The sequence below is a fragment of the Bradyrhizobium sp. LB14.3 genome (assembly GCF_040547985.1).
In the GTDB taxonomy this organism is placed as follows: Bacteria; Pseudomonadota; Alphaproteobacteria; order Rhizobiales; family Xanthobacteraceae; genus Bradyrhizobium.
Genome location: NZ_JBEPQT010000048.1, coordinates 1 through 25,348 on the forward strand (window position 1 = coordinate 1; position 25,348 = coordinate 25,348).

General features: G+C 62.1%; 23 protein-coding genes and 5 pseudogenes. 3 read left to right on the forward strand and 25 right to left on the reverse strand.

Going from position 1 to position 25,348, the window contains the following annotated elements; all coding sequences use genetic code 11:
• Positions 1–73: 73 nt before the first annotated feature.
• The 24 genes and pseudogenes from ABIB00_RS37010 to ABIB00_RS37125 all read right to left on the reverse strand — a co-directional run.
• The gene (locus tag ABIB00_RS37010) at positions 74–292 is read right to left on the reverse strand and encodes an HAD family hydrolase (protein WP_354107768.1); all 219 of its coding nucleotides are present in this window, start codon (positions 290–292) and stop codon (positions 74–76) included.
• A gap of 2,237 nt (positions 293–2,529) precedes the next feature.
• Complete coding sequence (bioD, locus tag ABIB00_RS37015; RefSeq protein ID WP_354107769.1) at positions 2,530–3,162, reverse strand: dethiobiotin synthase; 633 nt, start codon at positions 3,160–3,162, stop codon at positions 2,530–2,532.
• Positions 3,163–3,272: 110 nt separating this feature from the next.
• On the reverse strand, positions 3,273–3,587 hold the full coding sequence (locus ABIB00_RS37020; RefSeq protein ID WP_354107770.1) for a hypothetical protein: 315 nt from the start codon (positions 3,585–3,587) through the stop codon (positions 3,273–3,275).
• Positions 3,574–4,223: pseudogene (locus ABIB00_RS37025) on the reverse strand (aminotransferase class I/II-fold pyridoxal phosphate-dependent enzyme); the annotation flags it as partial. The gene ABIB00_RS37020 and the pseudogene ABIB00_RS37025, both read right to left, overlap by 14 nt.
• A gap of 169 nt (positions 4,224–4,392) precedes the next feature.
• Positions 4,393–4,968, reverse strand: a complete 576-nt coding sequence (locus ABIB00_RS37030; protein ID WP_354107771.1) for an enoyl-CoA hydratase-related protein — start codon at positions 4,966–4,968, stop codon at positions 4,393–4,395.
• A 143-nt stretch (positions 4,969–5,111) separates the two neighbouring features.
• Positions 5,112–5,915 (reverse strand): formyltransferase family protein, encoded by an 804-nt coding sequence (locus tag ABIB00_RS37035; protein WP_354107772.1) that lies wholly within the window; start codon positions 5,913–5,915, stop codon positions 5,112–5,114.
• A 119-nt stretch (positions 5,916–6,034) separates the two neighbouring features.
• Positions 6,035–7,075, reverse strand: a complete 1,041-nt coding sequence (gene hypE, locus ABIB00_RS37040) for a hydrogenase expression/formation protein HypE (protein ID WP_354107773.1) — start codon at positions 7,073–7,075, stop codon at positions 6,035–6,037.
• Complete coding sequence (hypD, locus tag ABIB00_RS37045) at positions 7,072–8,214, reverse strand: hydrogenase formation protein HypD (protein WP_354107774.1); 1,143 nt, start codon at positions 8,212–8,214, stop codon at positions 7,072–7,074. The genes hypE and hypD overlap by 4 nt, the downstream gene beginning before the upstream one ends.
• Positions 8,211–8,447: a HypC/HybG/HupF family hydrogenase formation chaperone gene (locus tag ABIB00_RS37050; protein WP_354107775.1), complete on the reverse strand. Its 237-nt coding sequence runs from the start codon at positions 8,445–8,447 to the stop codon at positions 8,211–8,213. Before ABIB00_RS37050 ends, hypD begins: the two co-directional genes overlap by 4 nt.
• Positions 8,447–10,702 carry a carbamoyltransferase HypF gene (gene hypF / locus ABIB00_RS37055; protein WP_354107776.1) on the reverse strand — a complete coding sequence of 752 codons (2,256 nt, stop codon included), beginning with the start codon at positions 10,700–10,702 and terminating at the stop codon, positions 8,447–8,449. The genes ABIB00_RS37050 and hypF overlap by 1 nt, the downstream gene beginning before the upstream one ends.
• Positions 10,699–11,613, reverse strand: coding sequence for a hydrogenase nickel incorporation protein HypB (gene hypB, locus ABIB00_RS37060; RefSeq protein ID WP_354107777.1), 915 nt, complete (start codon positions 11,611–11,613; stop codon positions 10,699–10,701). The genes hypF and hypB overlap by 4 nt, the downstream gene beginning before the upstream one ends.
• On the reverse strand, positions 11,613–11,954 hold the full coding sequence (gene hypA, locus ABIB00_RS37065; protein WP_354107778.1) for a hydrogenase maturation nickel metallochaperone HypA: 342 nt from the start codon (positions 11,952–11,954) through the stop codon (positions 11,613–11,615). The genes hypB and hypA overlap by 1 nt, the downstream gene beginning before the upstream one ends.
• On the reverse strand, positions 11,947–13,041 hold the full coding sequence (locus ABIB00_RS37070; protein ID WP_354107779.1) for a nickel-dependent hydrogenase large subunit: 1,095 nt from the start codon (positions 13,039–13,041) through the stop codon (positions 11,947–11,949). The genes hypA and ABIB00_RS37070 overlap by 8 nt, the downstream gene beginning before the upstream one ends.
• On the reverse strand, positions 13,038–13,553 hold the full coding sequence (hybE, locus tag ABIB00_RS37075) for a [NiFe]-hydrogenase assembly chaperone HybE (RefSeq protein WP_354107780.1): 516 nt from the start codon (positions 13,551–13,553) through the stop codon (positions 13,038–13,040). Before hybE ends, ABIB00_RS37070 begins: the two co-directional genes overlap by 4 nt.
• A complete protein-coding gene (locus tag ABIB00_RS37080; protein WP_354107781.1) occupies positions 13,550–13,759 on the reverse strand; it encodes a rubredoxin in 210 nt (69 codons plus the stop codon). Before ABIB00_RS37080 ends, hybE begins: the two co-directional genes overlap by 4 nt.
• Positions 13,756–14,619 carry a hydrogenase expression/formation protein gene (locus ABIB00_RS37085; RefSeq protein WP_354107782.1) on the reverse strand — a complete coding sequence of 288 codons (864 nt, stop codon included), beginning with the start codon at positions 14,617–14,619 and terminating at the stop codon, positions 13,756–13,758. The genes ABIB00_RS37080 and ABIB00_RS37085 overlap by 4 nt, the downstream gene beginning before the upstream one ends.
• Positions 14,616–15,059, reverse strand: a complete 444-nt coding sequence (locus ABIB00_RS37090) for a thioredoxin domain-containing protein (protein WP_354107783.1) — start codon at positions 15,057–15,059, stop codon at positions 14,616–14,618. Before ABIB00_RS37090 ends, ABIB00_RS37085 begins: the two co-directional genes overlap by 4 nt.
• A gap of 238 nt (positions 15,060–15,297) precedes the next feature.
• Positions 15,298–15,594, reverse strand: a complete 297-nt coding sequence (locus ABIB00_RS37095; RefSeq protein WP_247511870.1) for a HypC/HybG/HupF family hydrogenase formation chaperone — start codon at positions 15,592–15,594, stop codon at positions 15,298–15,300.
• Positions 15,595–15,619: 25 nt separating this feature from the next.
• Positions 15,620–16,204, reverse strand: coding sequence for a HyaD/HybD family hydrogenase maturation endopeptidase (locus tag ABIB00_RS37100; protein ID WP_354107784.1), 585 nt, complete (start codon positions 16,202–16,204; stop codon positions 15,620–15,622).
• 18 nt (positions 16,205–16,222) lie between these two features.
• Positions 16,223–16,966, reverse strand: coding sequence for a Ni/Fe-hydrogenase, b-type cytochrome subunit (gene cybH, locus ABIB00_RS37105; RefSeq protein WP_354107785.1), 744 nt, complete (start codon positions 16,964–16,966; stop codon positions 16,223–16,225).
• Positions 16,967–16,982: 16 nt separating this feature from the next.
• Positions 16,983–18,773, reverse strand: coding sequence for a nickel-dependent hydrogenase large subunit (locus ABIB00_RS37110; RefSeq protein WP_354107786.1), 1,791 nt, complete (start codon positions 18,771–18,773; stop codon positions 16,983–16,985).
• Between the two features lie 30 nt (positions 18,774–18,803).
• Positions 18,804–19,895, reverse strand: coding sequence for a hydrogenase small subunit (locus ABIB00_RS37115; RefSeq protein WP_354107787.1), 1,092 nt, complete (start codon positions 19,893–19,895; stop codon positions 18,804–18,806).
• Positions 19,896–20,186: 291 nt separating this feature from the next.
• Positions 20,187–20,744: pseudogene (locus tag ABIB00_RS37120) on the reverse strand (nickel-dependent hydrogenase large subunit); the annotation flags it as partial.
• Positions 20,741–20,911, reverse strand: a pseudogene (locus tag ABIB00_RS37125) (NADH-quinone oxidoreductase subunit B family protein); the annotation flags it as partial. The pseudogenes ABIB00_RS37125 and ABIB00_RS37120, both read right to left, overlap by 4 nt.
• 2,463 nt (positions 20,912–23,374) lie before the next feature.
• Between ABIB00_RS37125 and ABIB00_RS39250 the strand changes: the two are divergent.
• Positions 23,375–23,770: a hypothetical protein gene (locus ABIB00_RS39250; RefSeq protein WP_502917947.1), complete on the forward strand. Its 396-nt coding sequence runs from the start codon at positions 23,375–23,377 to the stop codon at positions 23,768–23,770.
• On the opposite strand, the pseudogene ABIB00_RS37135 reads toward ABIB00_RS39250, so the two are convergent.
• Positions 23,747–24,154: pseudogene (locus ABIB00_RS37135) on the reverse strand (IS66 family transposase); the annotation flags it as partial. The gene ABIB00_RS39250 and the pseudogene ABIB00_RS37135 sit on opposite strands and share 24 nt — an antisense overlap.
• 139 nt (positions 24,155–24,293) lie before the next feature.
• On the opposite strand from ABIB00_RS37135, the gene ABIB00_RS37140 reads away from it, so the two are divergent.
• On the forward strand, positions 24,294–24,974 hold the full coding sequence (locus ABIB00_RS37140) for an NEL-type E3 ubiquitin ligase domain-containing protein (protein ID WP_354107788.1): 681 nt from the start codon (positions 24,294–24,296) through the stop codon (positions 24,972–24,974).
• Positions 24,975–25,123: 149 nt separating this feature from the next.
• Positions 25,124–25,348, forward strand: a pseudogene (locus ABIB00_RS37145) (IS21 family transposase); the annotation flags it as partial.

Consider the following 25,348-nt stretch of genomic DNA (forward strand, 5'->3'; position numbering starts at 1 on the left):
CGTCTGCTCATAGTCTCTCCTGTTCACGGCGATTATCGCCGCCTTCAGGCAGAAACTCCACTTAGCGACCTGTTCAAATTTGCGAAGCCGGCTCTAACCTACCAGCCGTCGGCAACAGGAGGTCGGGGTTGGTGCCGATAAAGGCTGCTCCATTTAGGATCGCGTCGACCGCAATCCGCAGCTTCTCATGCGTAATTTCTCGATCGAGCCCCATGACCAGGGCGTCGGTCTGCCGATCGATCACCTCGAGCCCCGCGTTTGTCCGACCAGCCGCCAAGCTTTCATCGGGCATTAACAACGGCCTTGCAGCTTCACACTGCGGGGCCGTTTTTCTTTTTAGGGGGTCACGGATTGATGGCTCGCAAGCGCCAGCGGGAAGATCGAAGGTCGCGGATCGCGTGCCTCGGATGTCCGGCGAGTTCGCATGTGGGGCAAGCGATCGATCGCCGCAAGTCCCTATGACGAAAAGATCGGATCATCCAACCAAGCGCGGCCGCCATCAGATCGCCGCGATCAAGCTCTTCGGGCAAAGGCCACTTCGAAAGCTACGGGTTTCGGAAGCCGCGTGGCGGCCTTGTTATCGACTTCCAATAGTGCCTGTTTCAAAAAGATAGGATGCGGTTGGTCGAGCATGACGCAGTCCCGCGTGTCGTCTCGATCCGATGAAACGCTGCACCCCTGTTGGCTCTTCTACGAAGTGCCGACACCCCTCACTATGGTCAGCTTAGCCGCTCTGAGATTCGAAGAGAAAGGCCCCGTTTCGGCGGGGCCTTGTGCTGTTCGCGGGTCGATGAGCGCGGCGGGCGGCGGCAACAAGAGAAAAGTGATCGCGCACGTGTGAGGCTAAAGTCAGCAGCGTCGGCGTCCAGCAGGTTGCAATCGCCTCCTTCGCTAGGTCTGTGGAGTGACCTGAGTGGGAGCGGTGACTCCGGATTCTTGCGCCGCTTCTGAGGGTGCTTCTCGCGGCCTTCGGTTCTCAGCGGTAGTGATTAGGGATAGACGGCGCCGGCCGTCGGAGCTCGCAATTGCGCTGCTAGTAAGTGAGGTCGAAAGCAACACTGTGATGGCCGGAGGTGTTACGGAGGCGAACCTGCCGCAAGCCTCTAGAAATTCGCGCCGATCGTCTTCTTCTGAAGATGACATCGTACGCCTCATAATCTGTAAATATAAAGGTTGGTCGATAGCAGAGTTAAGCGGTTCAATCACGAAATGTAACCACACTCCGTGGGGAAATCGAACTCGGTACATGCTGCCCTACTCCGCCGCCCGGCGCCGGGCGGCAACATCACAATGCGCCATGACGCGTGAGCGCGATCAGCTCGCTCATGCGAGTGACCCTCCCGTCGCCTGGAACGGGCGGCGAACGTCCGGGACTTTTTCAAGGACTTTTCGCCACTATCTTCGGGTCTTTGCGGGTTCCTGATCGGTTTTTGTTCGGCGTGCGTCTCGGCGCCCAACCCATGTCTTTGAAATTGCATGCTCTTTGCATCAATTTCGGACGCTAGGCCGGTGCAACGTCCAGGCTCTGGAAGCTTGGACGCAGCCTTGGCAACCTTCAAAGTCGTCGACCTCGATACCTATCAGCTCAAAAGCCTCTCGCTGGCACTGAACAGCCTCTGTGCCAAGGCAAGCAGCTAGCTTAAAGCCGAACAGGTGTGCGTTGCGCCGCTTTGACGTCGACAATGCATGCCACTGCTACCTTCCTTACGCTCCCTGCTGCACGTTCGGGAAATGCCTTGCGTGGCTGGCTAATCCCTGCTCTCAACTGCAGACGCGATCGCCGATGAGACTTCCGAGACCCGGCTTATGATCCGCCGATCTTCTGGATTGCTACGGAAACTACGGGCCGACTGCATATCATCGATTGTGGACTAATCTCGCCAGTCTCAAGCCCTCCGCGACGGACGAAGCCATTTGTCCCGGCGCTGCCTGAACCGGTCAACACATTCCTTGGAGCAAAGTGCCGTACGCCAGCCGTAGTCGCGTACGACTCCAAAACTTTGACCGCACATTGCGCAGAACTTTACTGAAGCGTGCTGGGAACGATAAGAGCTATCGTGCCTTCTCGCTTCCTGTCGACGTTACGTGGGTGCCTCCTGCGTTTTCTTCACCGCAGCACTGACCTACGGGACGACTATGCCAAGCCTCTCGGCGCACATGAATGCGCGCTCTTTTCGCCGTGACTGCTGAACCTAACGATACCTGAATCCCAATTGATGCAAACAGACAGGGCCTTGACTGTGAAATCCCACGCTCTGACCCGCATTCTCGACGTAAATCACAGATCGAGCCAATAGGGCGCGTATAGCTGCATCGCCTGGCGCAGGGTGCGCCAGTCTTTTTTAACTGGCGAGATCCGATATCCCCTAGCTATGTGGTCGGCGAGATGTCGATTTAAAGGCTGCTTTGGCGAAGCCGAAGCGGCTGCTTTCGTCAGAAAAGCATGCGGAGCAGATCGAATCCCGCCTTGGGAGCTCCCGTCTGCGTTCGATGAGACAGAGGCAAGATGGGTGAGATTGCCACCGGCGATTATTGTATGAAATCATCGCAGCGGAATGACGCTTTGAACGCCGTCTGCAGCGTGTCCGTGCTTAGGGAAGAAAGCCAGGGCAATCGCCCGAGCCAACGCGCCCGCCCAATCTCGCGAATAGCAATCTGCGCCTCAGCATTTTTTTCGCCAATGAAGGCAATCCCAAGGATGCCGATCTCGCGCTTTCGCAGTGCCTCTATCGAGAGCAGTGTGTGATTAATGGTGCCAAGCGCTGTGCTCGCACAGAGAACGACTGGTAGCCGCCATCGCTCAAAGACATCGATGTAGAGCGTATCGCCACTCGGCGGCACCATTAGCCCGCCGGCGCCCTCGATCACGAGCGGCCGCTCCGCAGTGTCCGGCACATTGAGCGAGTCCGCGTCGATGCGAACTCCGTCAAGTTCCGCGGAATGATTGGGCCAAGCAGGCGCTGTCAGGCGGTAGCGCTCGGGCACGATGCGATCGGCCGACAGACCACCCAGTCTTGCGACGATCTGAGTATCGGTCTCTCCTTCGAGGCCGGCCTGAATCGGCTTCCAGTAGTTGGCGCCGAGGAGATTGGCGAGCCCCGCGGAAAACACCGTTTTTCCGATTCCAGTACCCGTACCGGTCACCACGATCCGCTGGCTCATCGAGCGCGTCCTCTCGTCTTCTCAGTGAGCGCATCGAGCATTGAATGCTGTCATTTTGCTCCACCCTAATCGACGGATAGTATCCAAATTCGCGCTCTTTATTGCCTGAGCTATGAGCCTAATTTACCTAATTGTTGGCCGCTTGTTGCCGAATTGCGGCGCCCGATCAGTCGTTCACAAAGCTTTTCATGCGAGGCGGATCTCGAGCTTTCCTCAAGCAAAGCACGCCAGGCGATCTGAGGTTTGGAAGGATCAAAGCTAGGGATCGGCCAGCGGTGCGACGAGCTCGCTGGTCTCTCCTTCGCGGCCAGGCTGAATAGATTGAAATTTCGCCGCATGAGATCGACCGACACTGCGGAAAAAACTGATCTTCGGACTTTGATATCCGTAACCGCCAACAGATCTGCTGGCTCATTGAGCCTCATTTGTCGTCTCCTCGCTCAGAGCATCAAGGATTGCAAACACATCCTCCTCGGCGACGTTGCGCGTCAGTGAAATTCGTAGACAAGCGTGCGGACTGGCACCGTTTGCGGCCGGATTGAGCAGATATCGAAGCCACGAGCCTGCAGTGCAGAGGCAAGCCGCATTGCGCGCGCATTGTCGCCAACGAAACAGGGCACAATCTGCGAGCCCGAAGGACTTTGCCAGCCACGTTTACGCATCTGCCGATGCGTAAACGTGACGAGCTTGGCCAGATGCTGCTGACGCTCGGACTCCTCCTGCAGGATCGATCGCGCTGCCCACACGGCGATGGCCATCAAGGACGAGGGTGCGGTGGCGAAGATGAATGGACGACAGCGATTGACCATTAAATTGCGCAGCACACCGGATGCAGTGACAAGCGCGTCGCCGGCACCGAGCGCCTTGCCACAGGTGTGAACGACCAGAAGGTTTTCGCGCCCCTCACAAGGCGCGGTTAGCTCCCGCCCTTGCTCACCGTAGACAGCTGTATGCGCCTCATCCACGATCAGCAATGCATCGGGTCGGTCCGCGATTGCGACCAGGTCTTCGAGCGGCGCGAAATCGCGATCCATGCTATAGAGACTTTCGACCACGATCCACGCGGACGCGCCGCAGAGCCTCCTGCGACTGTCTCTCGTTAACGACGACGAGAATGGTTCCTTTGACGTCTCCTGGCACGTGTCCTACACGTTTCCTGGCATGCTCATGATCGCGCCGCCATGCAGGTAGGTTGTCCGCGCTCACGCCGCGACCGGTGATTAGCGATGGTCAGCGGCGTACGCGACTTCGGGGCCTTGTGAATGAAATTGTAACGCGCCACGTGGTAGCTTGGATCGAAGCCGTAGAAGTTGAGCCGCATGCGGCGCAGCTCCTCGTTGCGGTACGCGTCGAGCGGCTTCTCGGCTTCGTCAGCGGCGCGGCGCCTTCGCTTGTCGATGAGGCGCGCGGCATAGTCGGATCCGATGCAAGCGCGGCCGCGAGCTTCACGAGATCGTCCGTTGCGGCGCCCCTGGCCGTCAGCACGCGATCGACGATGCCGAGGCGTCCGGCCTCAGCCACGCCCATCGGCAGCCGGCATTGAGTGATCATGGCCGCATTCGCGGCACCCGCGCGCAGCGGCAGAAGATAAGTCCAGTATTCCGAACCGTAGAGATTGCCCATGTCCTTGTAATGCCGATTGAGCACGGTCCGATCGCGGGCCCAGACCTCGTCGGCGGCGAGGCTGAGGAACACACCGCCTGCGCCGGCATTGCCGCGAACGACGGAAACAACCAGCCGATCGGTGGTCTCGATGATGGCCCGCGGAAGATCGTCGATGGCGTTTGATGTTGCGCCAGGACTCATCCGCCGCGCTGTCGGCGGCCTTGATCTCGGCAAGATGAATGCCGTTCGACCAATAATCACGGTCGCCGGTCAGCAGCAGCACCTTGGTTGCGCGCGCAGCGCGGTTCGATAGGCGTTGAGCAGTGCCTTGCAGCTGTCGGAGCTCATGGCGCCGTTGTAGAAGTTGAATTGCAGCTCGCCAACCTCGCAATGCTCGCGATATTCGATCGGACCGTACCGCATCCTGGCCTGTGCGGCAGATGCGCGGCTTCCGACGCGAAGATCTTCGTCGCCGCAAGTTTCAAGCTCTTCGGCGCGACACTCCGGACCTGGCCGATCCAGACCGCGCCGTCGACGGTCGCCCGGGCCAGCGCACCGTCGCACTGCGCCACCACGGTGCCGGGTTCGCCGGAGATGCCATGGGCCTCATGCGCATCGAACAGCCGGACGTCCTGCCAGAACCGACTGTCGGTCAGGCCGGGCATGCCGTCGGCGCTGTCGATATTGCGAAGCACCTCGACGGTTGTGTCGGGTTGCCAGTCGATCGCGCGATCCGCTTGCCGGCAGGGCCCCCGCACGCGAATGCGCGGATCGTCGCTCGCCATGGGCGCGGGCGCCTCGTGCCCGGCCTCGATCGCGGCAATGGCCTCGAGCACCGCCTCCACCGCGTAGGAGGTGACCTCGTTGCGGTAGATGCTGGACTTCGCGGCACGCCGCATCGGGAACGTGCGATGGACCCAGATTGGACCGGCGTCGAATTCGCCATCCGCCTGCAGCACCGTGACACCCCACTGCGCGACGCCCTCGAGAATGGCCCCATCGAGAGCCGCAGGACCGCGGTCACCGGGCGGGCCGGGGTACACGATGAGGCAACGCACGGCACGCCAGACATCGTCCCGGATCGCCCGTTTCAAGAACGGCGCGATAACGAGGTCGGGCCGATACAGCGCAATGCTTTCGCCGGTCACGTCGGGATGGATATCGAGCTCGACGGAGACCTCATGGCCACGCTCGCGGAGTCCGACATGCAGCCGCTGCGTCAAGTTGTTTAAGGAATGCGACAAAAGCAGAATGCGCATCCTGAGCCTCAACAGATCCGGGGTAATTGTTCGCCCGATAGCCAGTCGACGATCCTTCCGCCGCCAAAACTCGTCGCCATCTGCACGAAATGGTGGTCGTCTGCGACGGCCTCGCCGATCTCGGCGGCATCACGGCCGAGCGGATGCATCCGCATCGCCGCAAGCACGGCTGCTGCAACCTCGGGCGCCACGATCGCTGCCAGCTTCCCTTCGTTGGCGACGTAGAGCGGATCGAGCCCGAGCAGTTCGCAGGCCGCAGCAACACCGGGCTTCACCGGGATCGCCGCCTCCTGAAGTTGGAAGCCGAGGCCGGACTGCTGGGCGATCTCGTTCAGCGTCGCGGCGAGCCCACCGCGGGTGGGATCGCGCATCAAACGGATGCCCTCGCCGCCGGCCGCCAGCATGCTCGCAACGAAATCATGCAACGACGCCGAATCCGATACGATCTCGGTCTCAAAAGCGAGGTTCCGGCGTTTGGACATGATGGCGACGCCATGATCCCCGAGCGTTCCAGAAATCAGGACACGATCGCCGACGCGGGCATTCCCGGCAGAGAGGTCGAGCCCGGCGGGCACGACACCGATCCCGGCGGTCGAGATGAACAGGCCGTCGGCCTTGCCGCGCTCGACGACCTTCGTGTCACCGGTGATGATGTAGACGCCCGCGGCTCGCGCGGCCTCGCCCATGGAATCCGCAATCATCTTCAGGTCGGAGAAACGAAGACCTTCCTCGATGATGAAGCTCGCCGAGAGATAGAGGGGCCGCGCGCCGGCCATGGCGATGTCGTTGACCGTGCCATGCACGGCGAGCGAGCCGATATTGCCGCCCGGAAAGAACAGCGGCGAGACCACATAGCCGTCGGTCGTCATCACCATGCGCCCGGCGCCGACATCGAACGCAGACTGGTCGTTGCCGCACGCCAGCCATTCATTGCCGAAGGCCTCGTGGAACAGGCCCGAGATCAGTTGGGACATCGCGCGGCCACCGGATCCGTGGGACAGGTCGACGCAGCCGTTCCTTATGTCGAGCTTGCGCTGATGGGCTTTCATGACGCCCGCCGTTGCTGATGATCGCGGAAGCGGCCGTAGGTCCAGTGTGCCGCACATGCACCCTCGGACGAGACCATGCAGGACCCCATCGGCGCTTCTGGCGTGCACACCGTGCCGAACAGCCTGCAGTCAACCGGATTCTTCACGCCGCGCAGGATGGCGCCGCATTCACAGGCCGGATGGTCGGCAACCCGAAGCTCGTTCATGTCGAAGCGGACCTCGGCGTCGTATTTGTCGTAGGCCCGCTTCAGCTTGAGCCCGCTATAAGGCACTAGGCCGAGACCGCGCCACTCGAACTGGTCGCGCAGCTCGAAGATGTCGGAGACCTCCTCCTTGGCGCGCAGATTGCCATCACGGGTCACTGCGCGGCTATACTGGTTCTCGACCTCATGTCGGTGCTCGTTGACCTGCCGCACCAGCATCAAGATGGCCTGCATCATGTCAAGCGGCTCGAAGCCCGCGATCACCACCGGCCTGCCGAATTCTTCGGCAAAGAACTCGTACGGCTTGGTGCCGATGATGGTCGAGACATGGGCCGGCCCGACGAAGCCGTCGATCTCGACGCGGCCGATATTGCGGATATCAGGGCTTTCCAGGATGTTCTGCATCGCCGGCGGCGTCACCACATGGTTGCAGAACACGCTGACGTTCTTGAGCTGCTTCTTCTCGGCGAGCCGGATCATCACGGCCGTCGGCGGCGTCGTCGTCTCGAAGCCGATGGCGAAGAACACGACCGGGCGGCCGGGAATTTCTTCCGCAACACGGATTGCATCAATCGTGGAATAAACCATACGGATGTCGGCGCCGCGCGCCTTGGCCTTCAGCAGCGAGGCACCCTGCGAGCCCGGCACCCGCATCAGATCGCCGTAGATGCAAAGGATCACGTCCGGCCGTTCGGCGAGCCGGATCGCCATGTCGATGCGTCCCGCTGGCAAGACGCAGACAGGGCAGCCGGGGCCGTGGATCATCCGCACGTTCTTCGGCAGCATGTCCTCCAGCCCGTAGCGGGAGATTGCATGCGTGTGGCCGCCGCAAAATTCCATGAAACGATAGGATTTTTGCGGGTCGGCCTCCGAGCGAATCGCCTTCGCCAATCCCACCGCGATCTCCTTGTCGCGAAACTCGTCGGCATATTTCATTGCGCGGCCTCCCGGCATTCGGCGCCGATTTCACGCAACAGCTCCAGCGTCCGCTGCGCCTCCTCCGGATCGATCTTGGTCAGGGCGTAGCCCACATGGATGATCACGTAGTCGCCGACGGCGAGGTTTTCGATCAGCGCCACGGAGATCTCCTTGCTGACGCCATCGATCGAGACGACGGACATGTCGTCCGGCAGGAGCTTTGTGACCTCAGCAGGTATCGCGAGACACATCAGGCGTTTCCTTCCGGGCCTTGCTGTTCGAGGAGTTGGAGCGCGGCGACCCAGGCCTGCCCGAGGCTGAGGCCGCCGTCATTGGACGGCACCTGGCGAGGCAGCAACGGCGAGAGCCCGGCGGCGACGCAGCCGCGCCCGATCTCGTCTGCGAGGATCGCGTTGAGGAAGCAGCCACCGCCCAGGATGACGGTCGTGACGCTGGTCTCCAGTGCCGCGCGCGCGATCCAGTCGATGCAGGCGGCGGCGAAGGTGCCATGGAAGAGCTCGGCCCCATCGACCGGATCGACCGCAAGGCGCTCGAGCAAGGGGAAAAGAGACAGCACGCCATTCTCGATCGTCCAGCCGTCCTCCGCGAGGCGCGGTGTGCGGACACGCGCTTCCAGCTTCATTGCGGCTTCGCCCTCGTAACTCTGCACCGGACAGAGACCAAGCAGCCCCGCCGCCGCGTCAAACAGCCGGCCGGCGCTGGTCGTCGTCGGCATGCCGGGCTGGTCGAGCATAGCGCAGAGACGCGCAGCCTGCGGCTGCATCGCAAAGCGCTTCGCAATCGCGTCGCCGCGCCGCAACGCGTGCAGCACGCTCGCGGCCATGCGCCACGGCTCGCGCGTCGCGCGATCGCCACCCGGCATCTTCATCGGCGCCAGATGTCCGAGCCGCCGGAAGCGTGCACCATCGCACGAGAGCAACTCGCCGCCCCAATTGCCACCGTCGCTGCCATAGCCGAAGCCGTCGAGCACCAGCGCCAACGCTGGCCCTGCGACGCCATGTTCCGCCATCACGGATGCCGCATGGGCATGGTGATGCTGGACCGCGATCAGCCGCCTGCCGCTGGCTTCGGCGAAACGGGTCGAGGCCATGTTCGGATGCAGGTCGTGGGCGATGACGACAGGCTCGATGTCCAGCGTCGAGAGCAGGTGATCCACCGTCTCCTCGAAAAAGCGAATGCCTTCCGCGGTGTCGAGATCGCCGATGTGCTGGGAGACGAAGGCTTCGTTGCCGCGGATGACGGTGACCGTCGACTTCAGCGCGCCGCCGACCGCAAGCACCGATGGGAGGGACTTCGCGAGCCTAATCGGCTCGGGAATATAGCCGCGGGCGCGGCGGATGAACTGCGCCCGGCCCGCGATCACCGACACGACAGAGTCGTCCGCGCGGGTGACGATGTCGCGGTCATGCGTGACGATCAGGTCGGCGATGCCGGCAAGCCGCCGATTGGCCTCCTCATTGATGATCACCAGCGGCTCGCCGCCAGGATTGGCGCTGGTTGCCACGATCGCCCAACTTGCGCCGTCCGCTCGCGGATGCGCCGAATTGAGCGCCTTCAGCACCAGATGATGCAGCGGCGCGACGGGCAGCATGACGCCGATCCGCGACAGCTCCGGCGCAATCCCGGGCGCGAGCATATGGCGGGATCTCATCAGCACGATCGGCCGCGGCGAGGATTCCAGCAGCGCGAGCGCGACCGCATCGATTTCAGCGATCTCGCCGACCACATCCGTCGAGCCGACCATGACGGCGAACGGCTTCTGGTTGCGATGCTTCCGCTGCCGCAGACGCCACACGGCCGCATCTTCACGGGCATTGCACAGCAATTGATATCCGCCGAGCCCCTTGATCGCGACGATCCTCCCGTCGGCGATCGCAGCGGCGATCTGTTTGGTACCATGACTGATGCTTGGCCCACATCGCGGGCAGGCAATTGCTTCGGCGTGGAAGCGACGGCTCTCTGGATCGGCATACTCTGCTGCGCAGGCCTTGCACATCGCGAAGCGCCTCATCGCGGTGGCACGGCGGTCATAGGGCAGCCGCTCGGCGATGGTGTAGCGCGGGCCGCAATGGGTGCAGTTGACGAAAGGATAGAGATGGAAGCGGCTCGCCGGATCAAAAAGCTCGCTCAGACACTGCGGACAGGTCGCGGCATCGGCGGCGATCCGGGTCGAGACCTTGCCCTGCTCACTGGCGCGGATGTGGAACTCGTCGCTTTCGGTGATGCCGACCGATTGCATGGAAATCTCGTCTATCCGAGCCAGTGGCGGTTTTTCCAGCGGCAGCGCATGGACAAAATCGGCGGCGCGGTCGCCCTCGACCTCGATCACCACGCCATCGGGATCATTGGCAACGAAGCCGCCGAGCCGATAGCGCGCGGCGAGGCCGTAGACGTACGGACGAAAGCCCACGCCCTGCACGGCGCCGCGCACATGCAGGCGCAGCCGTCTTCGGTCTCGCGCTATGGCCTCGCCGCTCATGCTCATCCCGACACGGCCATCTCGGTCGGCTTCATCTGTGCAACTCGCTTACGAATCCAGGCATAGAATGCCGCAAAACCCTCACCGGTGCACGCCGACACGGTCAAAACCTCGATCTTCGGACTGACCCGGCGTGCATATTCGATCGTCCTTGCAAGATCAAAGTCGAGTACGGGCGCAAGATCGATCTTGTTGATCAGCATCAGAGAGGAGGCTGCGAACATGTCCGGATATTTCAGCGGCTTGTCCTCGCCTTCCGTGGTCGAGAACACCACGATCTTGCAGGCCTCGCCGAGATCGAACGCCGCGGGACAGACGAGATTACCGACGTTCTCGATGAAGAGGATGCCGCCGTTAAGCCAGGGCAAGCGGTCATAGGCTTCGCCGACCATGGCGGCATCGAGATGGCAGCCCTTGCCGGTAGTGACTTGGATCGCCGGCACGCCGGTCGAGCGGATCCGTTCGGCATCGTTGGAGGTCTGTTGATCGCCTTCGATCACGCCAATGGGAAAGCCGTCCTTCAGCTCGGACACGGCGCGAACCAGAAGCGAGGTTTTTCCGGCGCCGGGGCTCGAGACCAGGTTGAAGACGAGCACGTCGTCGGTGCGGAAGCGCGCGCGGTTGTCGGCGGCAAGCCGATTGTTCTTGCCGAGAATGTCGCGCTCGACCTGGATGATGCGGTCGCTGCTCATGCCGGCGATCTGCTGGCCTGCCGCGTTGGCGCTGCAATCGACCAGCCCGCCATCGCCGGGCGCGTGATCATGATGATGGTGACGGTCGTGGCTGTACCCATGATGATCCGAATGATCGTACCCATGGGAATGATCATGGGAATGATCATGGGAATGATCATGGGAATGATCATGGGTGTGTTCGATGGACGCTTTGGCATCGCTGCAACCGCATACCGTGCACATCAGTCGACCTCCAGTTCCCTCACGCGCATCACTTCGCCGCCGGTGACCTGCAATTGATAGCTGCCGCAGGACGGACACGGCTCATAGCGCTGCTTGATCTCGACGCCTTTGGAGCAGGCCACGCACCAGGCCGCTCCCGGCGTCTCGACGATCTCGAGCCTTGCTCCTTGCGCAATGGTGCGTGCGGCGACGGCCTCGAAGCAGAACTTCATCGCCTCAGGCGCAACATGGCTGAACGCACCGATCTCCAGGCACACGACGTTCACCCTAGCGAAGGCGCGCTTGCGCGACTCCTCCTGGATAATCTCGATGATTCCCTCGCACAGCGCCATCTCATGCATGGCCGATCTCGCGGAAGCTGAGGCTGAAGCCGACGCACGGATCGAACGAGCCGACGAGCGTGCGGACCGCATCCAGCCCCTGCCGGCCCCCGGCGAGAACGGAGTCCTGGAGGCTGCGAACCAACGGCCCGCGGGCATGGAAATTCCACTCCGTCGGCGCCAAGAATTCGAAGCGGACGATGCGGTCTTCATCGTCGAGCTCGACGGCATGATAGAGCCGGCCCCGCGCGCATTCGACGGCACCCGCGCCTCTGCCGGTCCCCAGCCGGTAGCTCTGGAGGACACCGTCCTCGACTGTCCCATCGTCCGCCTCGAGGAAGGCGCAGAGCCGCGCCACTTCCGCGATCCGCGCTTTCAGACGCTCGGCGGGCCCCGCGCCCGGCGGCAGGATCGGCTCACGCCCAACCCGCCGCGCCCAGACGCCGGTCTCCGGAATCCGGCCATGGAGATCAGGCGCATCGGAGAATATCGCGCCATCGGCAAGCAGCCGCATGACGATTTCGAGATCGTCGGCTGCCGACAGGAATGACTGTTCGACCACCGGCGGCAGCAAGGCATCGCCATCGAAATTCGCAAGATGTACCGCCAGCGCGCTGCCGGCCCCGGGGGTTTGCTCCTCGCTCGCGATCCCGAGCGCGGCGAGCGATGCCCTGATCTTCGCCGCCGCCTGGCGGCGGGAGACCGCCTCCCCGCGCTCGGCGATGCTGCCACCCAGAACGGCCGTGGCCTCCATCATGGCACGAACGGCTGCGGCGCCGGCGCCGTCAAGCGTGAGACGGCCAACGAACAGGCCGCGTAACAATTCGGTCAGGCGTTCGGCGACGACAGCGACGACGCGACCGCGCTCGATCTGGAGACCGGCATTCTCTCCCCGCGCCGCCTCGACCGCGGACAGGAAAGCTACCTGATGCGCCATCGAGCACAGGGAGAACAGACGCGGCAGCACCGACGGCAGTGACGAGGCCGGCTTTCCCGCGAACAAGCGCGTCAACGGCGGCCGGCTGCGCGGCCGGATCGCGACGTCGGCGATCGTGCCGCCGGCGAGCCACACCGTGATGTCGATCTCGTTGCGGAAGGCCAGGCTCATCCGCACCGCTCCGTCAGAACACAGCGCAGGAAGTTACGCCGATCGATCGGGCTTGTTGCGGGCTCGCGACGACGGACCGCCTCCTCGCTGTCGGCCGGCAGCATCAGCTCGGCTAGGGTCGCTTCGGCCGTCGCCCGCGCGGCGACCATGTCCGCGAACTGGAACATCGGCGAGAACAGCGAGCAGCTCGCGATCAGGCCCATTTGTCCGACCTCGCTGAGAGTGAATTCGATATTGCCCGCAGGGAAGCGGCTTCGCAGGCTCGGGCCCGACGTATCCCGTGCGATCGCGCTCGCCGGCATCACCACGTTCATGAACCAGGGCGTGACCATGATGCCGATAGTCGTGCCGTTGAACCAGCGGAAACCGACCGCTTCGACGCCGAGCGCGTCGTTGTAGATCGGCAGATCGCGCATCGCGCGCTCGCCGATCTCCCGATAGCTTCCTGCCAAGAACTCGCCCCACACTTCGGCGTCGGCGTCGCTGGCAGGAATTTGCGCATCAGCCGTCATGACTTGAACGCCATGAACTTGGATTTTGGAGAGTCGCAGTTCGGGCAGCGCCAGTCTTTCGGCAACGCCGCGAACGGAGTGCCTGGCGCGATCTGTGCCACCCCGTCGCCATCGGTGGGATCATAGACTGTCCAGCAGATGCCGCATTCCAGCCGCGTGACATCGGCGACGTCCTGGCGCACGCCAAAATTCTCGAACCCGCTCATTTGAAATAGGCCTCGATGATCTCCTGAAGCCGCTCAGCCGAGTCCTCGAAGTCCTCGTCAGCCGCAATCGCCACCGTCGGCACGCCGCCGACCTCCAGCGTATCGAGGATGATGGTGTCCATGGCGTTCAAGAACTGCACCGACCAGACATTGCGGATGCCCGTGGAGAGCACTCGGCAGGTACCATAGCCGCGAGAAACCAGTTGGATCGGCCCGTTCTTGATCGTGTCCTGGAGAAAACTCATGTCGACCGGGCTCATCGGCAGCAGCGTGAAATTGATGATCTGGGAGCGGATGCCCGGCCGCCATGCGAGCGCCCGCTCGCGGATTTCCGCAAGCACCGGCAGCACGTTCATGGCACCTTCGGGGGTCTGCCCGATCTCGAAATCCGCAGCCGTGAGATCGGCAGCGGCGCGCTTCACGATCTCCGGGATCGGCCCGACCTCGAGATATTCGTGATTGGCGTCGCTCTCGAGCCGCACGCGCCAGATCCCGGCCAGCACAGATTCCTGGATCTGCGCCAACGATCCATCGGGCAGCGCAACGACAGCGGCCACTTCGCCCTCGCCCATCACGTCGGCAATCAGCTTGCGCTCGAGATCGTTGAGATTGCCAAGCCGGAACAGTTGCGTCGGCATGTCGGCCTTCTGGCTCGCGATCGCTGCGGCCACCTTCGACAACAGCTCGATGGCGGTCGGGCAGATCCTGGCGAGTTCCGCGCTGTCGAGCGTGGCAAGCTTGGCCAAGGCACCGGCCGCGGTCAGGCTGCCGCTCGTCGCGTTCAGGCTCTCATCGCCGATCGGAAACACGTTGATAGGCTGCTCCGCGCTCTCGGGCGCCGTCCAGAAACCCGCTCTCATAGTTCGGCACCTTGGCGGTGCTGGGGAACGATGGTTGTCATGACAACGGCGCTCGTGCCGCGCGGACGGTCGATCAGCTTGGTGATGCGGTCGACATAGATCGACCAGTCCTGGATCTTCGGGATCAGCCCGAGTGTCTCGCCCTTAGCGACGAAGATCAGCGTCGGCTGCACGCGCACGCCAAAACGCTGGCCGAGTTCGCTCTCGGCACCGCGGGCGATCACCGCGGCACGCAACCGACCCTTGAATGCCTCGATCAGCTCCGGCAGCACGACCGCGACGTCGATCGCCTCCGGAAAACGCGCGGGGTCTCCCGCCGACAGCAACACGGCGATGGCGCCGGCCTCGTCGGTCGTATTCAGAAAACGATCGACCGTCGCAGCATCCACCTCCGGCAAGCCACGCCGCGCCAGATCCTGCTTTCCCTGCTGGAATTTCATCAGACCTCTCCTGACAAGCTTATGATTCTGCTGGGAATAGGGATCAGCAAGGTACGTGCCAAGGACGGTTATCACCTTTCCTGATTTATCTAGTTGATTTGAATCATATATTTCCACGACAGGAGATGCATCAATCCCAAGACGGAAAGCTAATTTCCATATCGGACGAAAATGAACTTAGCAGATAGAAATTTATCTTCCAGCGAGGACGCGGGCTCTCGCGGAGCGGGCTGCCGCCCTAATCAAGCCGGAGATGCTCGGGCAGTTGCGGCTCGCGGTCAATGAGGTCGGCGAAGAAGCGATCGCAATCCTCGCCATTGATCGCTGCGCCCAGACCGTCGATCGCGGCGCCGATCAGGCGCGCCTCGGCCTCATGCAGAAGCCGAACCGCGGTGTCGATAAAGACCAGCACCCTGGCACCGGCCGGCGGGTTCGAGAGCAGCAGCATCGAAACGCGCCGCTGCTCGCCTCGGAACTCGCACAGCGCCGATATCCCGTCAGTCTCAACGATCGTCATCGGCAAACCGAGGCACATGACGGATCTCCGACGGTGCAGCCGGTCAGGCCGGCCGCCCCCTCATCTCGTAATGCTGATGATCGATGTCGTTGGCGAGCAGCCGCTCCGATTCTGCCAACGGCGCGGTGCGCGGCATCACCTCGACGCCCCATTCGACCAGGATCTCGCAACCAAGCTCGAGCGCCGGCGCGATCTGATCGCGCACCGGCTTCGTCAGCGGCCCACCCCAATCCTCGAGGTCGAGCGGCTGGCAGCCGATCAATACGAGATGTCGCGGACAACGGCCAAGCAGGTCGGCCGCGCTGATGACCTCCTGGAAGCCGGTCTGGTGCAAGCTCATCTTCTTGGCGCCGGTGAAACGCGGCACCTCGTCGTCCCGAACGAGCTTCAACTGCCCGGGCTCGAGCCCATAGTCGATCGCGTCGAACACGATCAAACGATCCGCATCCTCCAGATAGTTCACGAGGTAGAGCCCCTGCGTGCCGCCGTCGAGAATGGTGACGTTGTCGGACACGGCGTAGCGGCGGTGGAATTCCTCCACCGCACGCACGCCAAAGCCTTCGTCGGCCCACAGGATGTTGCCGATGCCGAGCACCAGGATGCGGTTTGCTTGCGAAGATGTCGGCATCGGTATCATTCCAGTTTCTCAGTCGCGGAATTGCCGCTCGCCGGAGATCATCGAGGAGATGATGCTCTGGCGCGACATGATGTCCTCGCGGACCGCGGCGTAGATGTGCACCATCACGAACACGACCAGCGCCCACATGCCGAGATGATGCCAGGTGTGAACGTCCTGGCTGTTCGGCCAGATAGCGAACACCCAGCCGAACAGCTTGCGCTGCCAACTGTCGCTGCCCGCACCTTCCGAATAGAGCGCAAAGCCGGTAACGATCATGAACGCCACGAACAGCGTGAAGCCCGTGAACATCGCGGTCCGCGCCAGCGGGTTGTGGCCGACATACATCTTCGGCTCGCGCTCCAGGAACGCATACCAGCGGATTTCATGCAGCACTTCCTTCCAGAAGTGCTTGCGATGCACCGGCAGATAGAAAATCTGCCGGGAATGGTGATTTCCGACGAAGGCCCACAGAATGCGGGCAAGGAAGAATACCGCCAGCACCTGCCCCGCCGCGAAATGGGCAAAGCGGATATAGCCCATCACGAAGTTCGCCGAGGCCTCGCCCTCGACTGACGGCAATGGCGTTCCGATCAGATATCCGGTCACCATCAGCACGATGATCGAGGACGCGTTCACCCAATGGCAGATCCGCACCGGCGCTTCGTAGACGTAGACGGCGGGACGGCCGACCCCATGTTCGCCGGCCGCATCGGCCGCTATCGCGGAGAGGTCCGGCTCGGCTTCCGCCGGACGTGCAGCTACATCCATCATGGCGTTTCCCCCTGCTTCACCTGACCTTGACGCTGGCCATTTCCTGGCCGTCCGGACTCATGACATGCGTGGAGCAGGCCAGGCACGGATCGAAGGAATGGATCGTGCGCAGGATCTCCAAAGGCTCCTCGGGATTAACCATCGGGGTGTTCATCAGCGAGGCCTCGAATGCACCGATGTTCCCTTGCGGATCGCGCGGTGAGCCGTTCCAGGTGGTCGGCACCACGCACTGGTAGTTGTCGATCTTGGCTTCCTTGATCTTGATCCAGTGCGCGAGCGCGCCGCGCGGCGCCTCGGCGAAGCCAAAACCCTTGGCCTCCTTCGGCCAGCTCTCCGGCTTCCACTTGTCGACGTTCGCGGTCGAGCTGTCGCCGGCCTTGATGTTGGCGACGAGCTTGTCCTGGAAGTAGCGCATTTGTCGTCCGGCCCAGACCGACTCCAGCGCGCGCGCCGCCGTGCGACCGAGCGTCGAGAATAGCGCCGACAGCGGAAGGTCCATATCCTTCAGGAACTTGTCGACAGGATCCTTGAACTCGGCCTTGTTCTGCGCATAGCCCACCACCCAACGCGCCAGCGGGCCGACCTCCATGGCGTGACCCCGCCAGCGCGGCGCCTTGATCCATGAATATTTTCCGCCCTCATCGAGCTGCTCGATCGCGGTCTTGGTGCCTTTCGCATTGGGCCCCAGCACGTATTTCGGCTCGGTCACGCCGTCCCAGGGATGCAGTCCCTTGGTTTCGTCGGGATATTTGTACCAGGAGTGAACCACGAACTCCTGGATCTCATCGGGGTTGGCATGATCGACGGGAAGCACCTCCGAGAGATTGCCGTTGATGATGGCGCCCCGCGGCAGCTTCAGGCTCTTGGAGGAGTAGTCGTTGGCGTGTTCCGGCACGTCGCCATAAGAGAGTACGCTCTTGCCGGAAAGACCGCCGCCGTAGAGCCAGTCCTTGTAGAACGAACCGATCGCCGCCACGTCGGGCAGGTAGACCTGCTCGTTGAACTCGATCAGGCGATCGATGATCGACGAGATCAGGTTCAGGCGCTCGATGTTGATGGCACCGACCGCGCCGGTGCCGTCGACGTTGATCGGACAGGGCACGCCGCCCACGAGCCAGTTCGGATGCGGATTCTTGCCGCCGAAGATGGTGTGGATCTTGACGATCTCCTTCTGAAAATCGAGCGCCTCCAGATAGTGCGCGACCGCCATCAGATTGGCCTCGGGCGGCAGCTTGTAGGCCTTGCTGCCCCAATAGCCGTTCTTGAAGGGCCCCAACTGCCCCGACTCGAAGAACTTCTTGAGACGGATTTGCAGGTCCTTGAAGTAACCTGGCGACGACAGCGGCCAGCTCGAGATCGACTGCGCGAGCGTCGAAGTTGCCCGCGAGTCGGCCGAAAGCGCGGAGATCACATCGACCCAATCCAGCGCGTGCAGGTGATAGAAGTGAACGACGTGATCGTGCACCTGCAAGGCAAGCTGCATCAGATTGCGGATCGAATTGGCGTTCTCCGGAATGGTGATCTCGAGCGCGTTCTCGACCGCGCGCACCGACGTCAGCGCGTGCGTGCCGGTGCAGACGCCGCAGATCCGTTCCGTGAACGCCCAGGCGTCGCGGGGATCGCGGTTCTTCAGGATCACCTCGATCCCGCGCCACATCGTGCCGGTGGAGACTGCGTTTCGGATGACGTTGTCGGCGTCGACATTGACCTCGACCCGCATGTGACCTTCGATACGGGTCACCGGATCGACGACGATGCGCTTGCCGGAATTGTCGAGATTGAAGCCGTTGGGAGTTTGGATACCCATGATTTTCTTACCCTTGGATCTCTTTGGCGCTTAGCTGGTGTGGTGCGCGTCTTCGCGCTTGCCGGTGAGCCGCTTCACCGCGGTCACCGCTGCATGCGCGGCGACTGCCGCACCGACGGCTCCGGCCGCCACCATGCCGATCTGGTCGGCGTTCTTTTCGATGCCGAACTGCTTGATGTTGGTGAGACGGTCGTAGAACGAACCCTTGTCCCAGAATCCGTCTTCCGAGCAGCCGATGCAGCCATGGCCCGACTGGATCGGGAAGGAGACGCCGCCATTCCAGCGCACGGTCGAGCAGGCGTTGTAGGTGGTCGGGCCCTTACAGCCCATCTTGTAGAGACAATAGCCCTTGCGCGCCGCCTCGTCGTCCCACTCCTCGACGAACTGGCCGGCGTCGAAATGCGGCCGCCGGTAGCACTTGTCGTGGATGCGCTGCGAGTAGAACATCTTCGGCCGGCCCTGACGGTCGAGCTCGGGCAATTTGCCGAAAGTGGTGATGAAGGTGACGATCCCGGTCATCACTTCGGCGATCGGGGGGCATCCCGGCACCTTGATGATCGGCTTGTTGGCGATGACCTTGTCGATGGGCGTCGCCTGCGTCGGATTGGGCTTGGCCGCCTGCACGCAGCCCCACGAGGCGCAAGCGCCCCAGGCGATGATCGCCATCGCATCCTCCGCCATCATCTTCAGCTTCTCGACGAACGGCTTGCCGCCGTCGATGCAGAACATGCCGCCTTCGTTCAGCGGCGGATTGCCTTCCACCGCGAGAATGTATTGCCCTTTGTGCTTGGCGCGGGTCTCTTCGAGGATCGCCTCCGCCTGGTGGCCTGCGGCCGCCATGATGGTGTCGTCATAGTCGAGCGAGATCATCGAGAGCACGGCATCCTTCACCAGCGGGTGCGCGGAACGAATGAAGCTCTCGGAACAGCAGGTGCATTCGAGGCCGTGCATCCAGATCACCGGCACGCGCGGCTTGGTCTCGAGCGCGTTCGCGATGCGGCTCGCCGCCAGCGGCCCGAGGCCGAGACTCGTCGCAGTCAGGCAGCAAAATTTGTGAAAGCTCCGACGCGCGATACCTTGTCGCCTGATCACGCTGTAAAACGTTTCCGTCGCCGCGCCCATGAATCCTCCCGCCTCGGCTTTGACTTGCCTATGACGCCAAGGACAGCAAGAAGCAGGCCAAGCACTGGGAGCGTAAGGAAGTAGAGTGATACCAAATTGTTGCAGATTTGAACTGCTCGAATTGCGGTGCGCGCGCATGCCCCGACCGAGAAAAGCGGAAACAATTCGATTTCAGGTGACAACGAAGTTTCCGCCCCCGCGCGAGAGACCACTCAATGCGCGGTGCACACGATCCAGGGATCGAACGAGCGCACGACGTGCTGGATGGCGACCGAGCGTGCGCCGGCGTCGCCTATATCGGGTGCCGATCAGCGCCTGCTCCAGCGGGCCGCCGACATCGGCCAGCTGGAAGGCCAGACTATGCAGCCACTTCCCGGCGAAGATACCCATGGGTTCGAGCAGCCGCGCCCGCGCCGGCAAGACATCGCGTGTCGCAGTGCCTCGCGTCGCTGCGAAACGGTCCCGTGTCTCGTCATTCGCGCGCGGCACAGGCCTCGCGAGCGAAGTCCGGCATGAAGAAGATGTAGAAGTGCGTGAGATGATCGGCGGCATTCTCCGCCGCATGCGCGAGATTGGTGGCGAGCAACCCGTTCGGCGCGACCTCGGCCGCCATCGCATCGCGAAGAGCGGCAGCCGCGGCGACCGACTGCGAGACTGAGCAGATGCCGGAGATCCGCGGCCGCAGCGCCAGCGCGTCGTCGAGGGGCGGACGCCCCTCCAGGATCTGCTCGAAGCCGCGATACAGCGGCGCCATCACCTCCGCGCGCATGACCCGCCCAGTCTCGACATCGAGGCCAACTTCGAGATCGCCCTCGACGCGTTGAGCGGACCGATCGTGATGCGCGTCATGGCGTGCGCTTGGCCGTCGGGCGGCCGGGCGGCACGACCACGTAGTCCGCGGTCGCATTCAGCCGCACCCGCCGCGGCGTCGCCGACTTCGAGGCCGCGAGCGCCACGAACCAGGCCTTGGGCATGTCGGTCGGAAGTCCGACGGGAATGCCGGCAAGCTTTGCGGATGTCTCTCTCCACAGTGAACGCGAAGCGACTTGCTCCGGCGCGACATCCCTCGGTACATCTGGCGCGTACGCGCCATGTTCGAAAGACAACCGATCTTCGACTTTCTTTTTGACGCGACAATCATCTTCAAGGGAGCCACGTGACCGGGCTGGCTTATCGGCCCGATATGTGCAGTTTTCGCTTCGCTGGCGAGAACGCCTGAATTCCAACAGCGCAAAGCGACGGCGACTCCGAACAGACACGTGGACAAACGTTGGAATGGCTCATCGACCACCTGGATGAATTCCAAGCAGCGGCGGCCGTCGGCGCGACTCCTTCCGGTTCGCACTCCACGCCCGTGCTGCCGTCTGCAAATCCTGCCCCGACGCCTCAGTGAGCGAACAGAGCGCGGCGGCTATACTCAACACGCGAGAGGCGGCGAGCCGCTTTTCGAGCGGGCGCTAACGAATAAATAGGCCGAAGGGGCGACACCTTAAGCTCATAAGAAGTTGGAACGCGGCCCTGGGCCTCAGCGGGGTCAATGCCTAGATCTTGTGATCTGCGGCGGCCGCTTTATTGGCAAGGTCCTCGCGAACTGACGCATCTATGTCGCCACCGGGCAGTGTCTAGCGCACCCTCAACGCGCCCCTGGCCGGCACATATCGCCGGAGACGTGGCTTGCCCCATCAGTAGAGACCGTTCGGGCCTCGGCTGATCCGAACTCCTCTTCAATCGCGGGACACACCAACTTCACGTCCGGCTCGAAGACGAGGCCGCGTAGCACAGGCGTCACTTCGGCTTGATCTGGACGTCACCACGGCAGAATGCCTAAGCCGCGCGACTTTCCCGGTCGCGTTAACGTCGAGATCGCCCAGCAATGATCAGAACAAAAATTTAGCTGTCTGTGAAGCTCCACTGTCACATTCAACGGATCCTAGTCATTGTATTCGTTTTGGGCACAGCTGAGCCACTGACTGCCACCTCAAAACTAAACATCGTTGTCAAACGTTTTGATGGACCATCAGGAGGCTAGGACATGCCGGGCCCTCATCGTTAGATTCTAAGTTTTCAGGATTTTGCGCCATGTCATATCCACCCCCTCAAACCAAGCTGAATGCTGTGCTGAGAAGTGCTCTGGAGGATGCTGTCCAGATCGTGCCTGAAGCAAAGCGGACGTCTTCATTGAAGGCTTGCCTGGCCGAGAAGGTTCTTAGTCTGGCCGCGCGGGGTGAGAGCAATCCAACGATCCTAACTCGTCTCGCCGTGCTGACAGTGCAGAAATCCTGTCATGGCTGTTACGGATGTGAAGGGTGGTAGTCGCACGGGGAGCCCGCGAAGCGCGAATTGATTAATTTGAACTGGAAGATCGGGCTTTCTGGCGTCACAGTAGCACGGTAGGCGATACGCTTTTCGCTGACGTGATGGAGATTCGTTCACTATGTCATGGCGTCCGCGTGACCCAATAGCGGCCAACCACGCCGAGGCCAAACTTATCGCATATAGAATAAGACAGAACTTCCTTCGATCTGTAAACCGCCTCTGCCTCGCTTCGGGAATGTCGTTTTCGCGACACACGAGCGTGCATTGAAACACGACCGCGTCGGAATCGAACACAACACACATTTGCCGAATACCGGAGTGCACATGCAGGGAGGACCAGACTTTGATGACGGAAACGATCGCCTTTATCACGCAGGCGAATACTACCCAAGAGTCTAAGTACTGTTCACTCGAAACGTCGGCTGGTTCTGCGACGTGATATCCGCGAAGATCCGCAGCATCCCGCACAATGGCGCTCGCGTCGGTGTAAATGGGCCGCATCGCAGAGATGGACCCGCGAGGGCCATCGCCGCAATCCTTCAGTCGAGCTTCGCTGGGATCGCTCCAACCGCGCGCGTATTATCATCACCACTAAAACTGTGATGCCGTGCGACATCTGCGTCGAAGGACTAGCCTTGCATCTCACGTCGCGTCAGGTCGTAGAAACTTACGAGAGACGGCGCTTCACCGCGGATGGCATACCCACGGTGGGCCTAAATGCCAGGACTGGAGGCAGTGAACTGCAATCAAAGCAAGAGCGAAGACAAAGTGGCGGGTTGGAAAGTCCTCGCTCTCGGCTCCAGACGATGATCCATATTGGTGATTGGAACAGTCGAAAGCGCGCGGGCGCTGAGATTTATCAAGCGGCAGAATTACAAGACGTTGCAGACGTTTGGCGGAGCGGCATTCGAGCGGGAGCGAGACGCGCTGGCCTCGATTTACGATCGATCAGACAGTATACCGTATATTAGCCGCCGTGGCGGCTATCTCTACAATCTCTGGAAGGACGCCAACAATCCACGCGGCCTCTGGCGACGAACCACTCTGGAAGACTTTCGAACGCCGCGTTGGTTCTGCTCGACATCGACCAGCTCGCTATCAGCGAGGGTGAAGACTGGCTTCTGAATGCGACGGCCTCGCTGCCCGGGACTCATTGACGCACCATGCTGAGCCTCTCGCGGCGCGGCAGCGATGCTGTCACCTTGCGTGAGTTCGACATCGACGCGAAAGCGTTTGCTCGCGAAAGCTTCGTGTTACCGGAAGCCAAGAGCGAAGCTGAATGGATTGATCCCGATACGCTGGTGCTGTCGAGCTCTTATGGGCGGGATATGGCGACGACATCTGGCTATGCGCGCACGGTGCGGCTGTGGCGGCGCGGCACGGTAGCAGATCAAGCTACGGTGATCTTTGACATTGCAGCCGATCATGGCAGCGCCCGCTGCAATGTCGACCATACCGTTGCGCCAGCGCGGAGTACGCGTCCGGCCAGCGCCGGCCAGCACCCCAGGCCGTCGCGATGGTCTCCCGCGAAGCTCTCAGGCAGCAACGGCGGCCTTTGACCGTTGGTTCGCCTTCCAATTCCACGGAAGCAATTCGTCGACTTTGTTGGCGGGATGGTCTGGAAGCCGGGCCAGGACGTCAGCGAGCCAGGCTTGCGGATCGACGTCGTTCATCTTGCAAGTTTCGATCAAGGTATAGACAGCGGCAGCCCGATGACCCCCCGCGTCCGAACCGGCAATGGTCCAGTTTCTTCTTCCCACCGCCACACCACGCAGCGCCCGTTCGGCGGCGTTGTTGGTGAGACAGACGCGGCCATCGTCGAGGAAGCGGGTGAACGCCGCCCAGCGGTTGAGCAGGTAGTTGATGGCCTTGGCGGTGTCGTTGCCTGCAGAGAGCAAGGTGCGCTGCTGGCGCATCCAGATTTCGAGGCCGGTGACGAGCGGCGCCGCGGCTCGCATTCCAGGGTCTTCGACACCACCTCGCCAAGCTTGTGCAGCCCGTGACAACCGGCTGACTAGCCTGCCCGAGACGCTCCGGCGTGAGCTCCAGAGGTTTCATGCCGGCGGCAACAGGCTGACCAGCTTGCCCGAGACCCTCCCGGCCGAGCTCCAGGTGCTCGAGGTGCGAGACAACCGGTTAGCCAGCCTGCCGGAGACCCTGCTAACGCAGCTAGATTCTGGGTGTATGGTTTATCTGGAGGATAATCCGCTGCCCGAGCGGGTGCAGACGAATCTGGCGATGGCCCTGAATGCGCGAGGCTATACCGGCCCTCGGGTCTTCTTCTCAATGGGCCGGGAACCGGCGGCGAATCATGAGCGGCCGCTGGCGCAGGCTGTGGCCGACTGGGTCGAGGGCGAGCCGGAGGTTCTGGCCGCCTGGCAGAACTTCGCTGACGAGGCGGGTGCGCCGGAATACGCGCGCTTCCTCGATAGGCTGCGGGACACCGTAAATTCTGGCAATTCCCAGTTCCGGCAGGCCGTGATTGAGGATCTGCGGCAGGCGGCGACCAGGCCGCAATTGCGCCAGCAGTACTTTCAGCTGGCTTTCGAAGCGAGCGAGAGCTGCGAGGATCGCATCACTTTAACCTGGAACGGCATGCAGACCGCACGCTTGAACGCTGAAGTCGAGGATGGCGCCTATGACAATCGGCTTGACGATCTCGTCCAGCAGGGCCGCGTCCTGTTCCGCCTGGACGCGCTCGAGCAGATCGCCAGGGAGAAGGTCAACTCGCTCCGCTTTGTTGCGTGTTTCACGGGATCGTGAGCAGGGATTTCACCGCATCATGAGCAACGATTTCAGAGGATCGTGAGCAGCGATTTCAGGCGATCGTGAGCACCTTTTGGGGGTGCCGGACGCTTCGACCGACAACTCGACCGGGCTACGGGTTTCTCATTCAACCAATGAGGAAGCTGATGCCCACCCAGAGATTGTCGATGCGCCGGATCAGAGAAGTTCTACGTTTGAGGCACCAGGGCCTGACCGAGCGCGTCATTGCGCGCATGTTGGGGGTGAGCAATGGCGTCGTGCATGGATACGTCCGGCGGCGCGCCTTGCGGGGCTCGCTTGGCCGCTTCCTGAAGGGATGGACGACGAGGGCCTGGAGCTGCTGCTGTTCCCGGCCCTGCAGCGGCGTCGCA

Bases quoted from the DNA above. Each gene is read 5' to 3' on its own strand.
- ABIB00_RS37085 (WP_354107782.1), bottom strand. From the start codon at position 14,619: ATGAGAGCGGGTTTCTGGACGGCGCCCGAGAGCGCGGAGCAGCCTATC.
- ABIB00_RS37030 (WP_354107771.1), bottom strand. From the start codon at position 4,968: ATGAGTCCTGGCGCAACATCAAACGCCATCGACGATCTTCCGCGGGCC.
- ABIB00_RS39250 (WP_502917947.1), top strand. From the start codon at position 23,375: ATGCTGAGCCTCTCGCGGCGCGGCAGCGATGCTGTCACCTTGCGTGAG.
- ABIB00_RS37115 (WP_354107787.1), bottom strand. From the start codon at position 19,895: ATGGGCGCGGCGACGGAAACGTTTTACAGCGTGATCAGGCGACAAGGT.
- bioD (WP_354107769.1), bottom strand. From the start codon at position 3,162: ATGAGCCAGCGGATCGTGGTGACCGGTACGGGTACTGGAATCGGAAAA.
- ABIB00_RS37010 (WP_354107768.1), bottom strand. From the start codon at position 292: ATGCCCGATGAAAGCTTGGCGGCTGGTCGGACAAACGCGGGGCTCGAG.
- hybE (WP_354107780.1), bottom strand. From the start codon at position 13,553: ATGACGGCTGATGCGCAAATTCCTGCCAGCGACGCCGACGCCGAAGTG.
- hypE (WP_354107773.1), bottom strand. From the start codon at position 7,075: ATGAAAGCCCATCAGCGCAAGCTCGACATAAGGAACGGCTGCGTCGAC.
- ABIB00_RS37070 (WP_354107779.1), bottom strand. From the start codon at position 13,041: ATGAGCCTGGCCTTCCGCAACGAGATCGACATCACGGTGTGGCTCGCC.
- ABIB00_RS37100 (WP_354107784.1), bottom strand. From the start codon at position 16,204: ATGCCGACATCTTCGCAAGCAAACCGCATCCTGGTGCTCGGCATCGGC.
- hypD (WP_354107774.1), bottom strand. From the start codon at position 8,214: ATGAAATATGCCGACGAGTTTCGCGACAAGGAGATCGCGGTGGGATTG.
- hypA (WP_354107778.1), bottom strand. From the start codon at position 11,954: ATGCATGAGATGGCGCTGTGCGAGGGAATCATCGAGATTATCCAGGAG.
- cybH (WP_354107785.1), bottom strand. From the start codon at position 16,966: ATGATGGATGTAGCTGCACGTCCGGCGGAAGCCGAGCCGGACCTCTCC.
- ABIB00_RS37110 (WP_354107786.1), bottom strand. From the start codon at position 18,773: ATGGGTATCCAAACTCCCAACGGCTTCAATCTCGACAATTCCGGCAAG.
- ABIB00_RS37095 (WP_247511870.1), bottom strand. From the start codon at position 15,594: ATGTGCCTCGGTTTGCCGATGACGATCGTTGAGACTGACGGGATATCG.
- ABIB00_RS37020 (WP_354107770.1), bottom strand. From the start codon at position 3,587: ATGAGGCTCAATGAGCCAGCAGATCTGTTGGCGGTTACGGATATCAAA.
- hypB (WP_354107777.1), bottom strand. From the start codon at position 11,613: ATGTGCACGGTATGCGGTTGCAGCGATGCCAAAGCGTCCATCGAACAC.
- hypF (WP_354107776.1), bottom strand. From the start codon at position 10,702: ATGAGCATGAGCGGCGAGGCCATAGCGCGAGACCGAAGACGGCTGCGC.
- ABIB00_RS37090 (WP_354107783.1), bottom strand. From the start codon at position 15,059: ATGAAATTCCAGCAGGGAAAGCAGGATCTGGCGCGGCGTGGCTTGCCG.
- ABIB00_RS37050 (WP_354107775.1), bottom strand. From the start codon at position 8,447: ATGTGTCTCGCGATACCTGCTGAGGTCACAAAGCTCCTGCCGGACGAC.
- ABIB00_RS37080 (WP_354107781.1), bottom strand. From the start codon at position 13,759: ATGAGCGGGTTCGAGAATTTTGGCGTGCGCCAGGACGTCGCCGATGTC.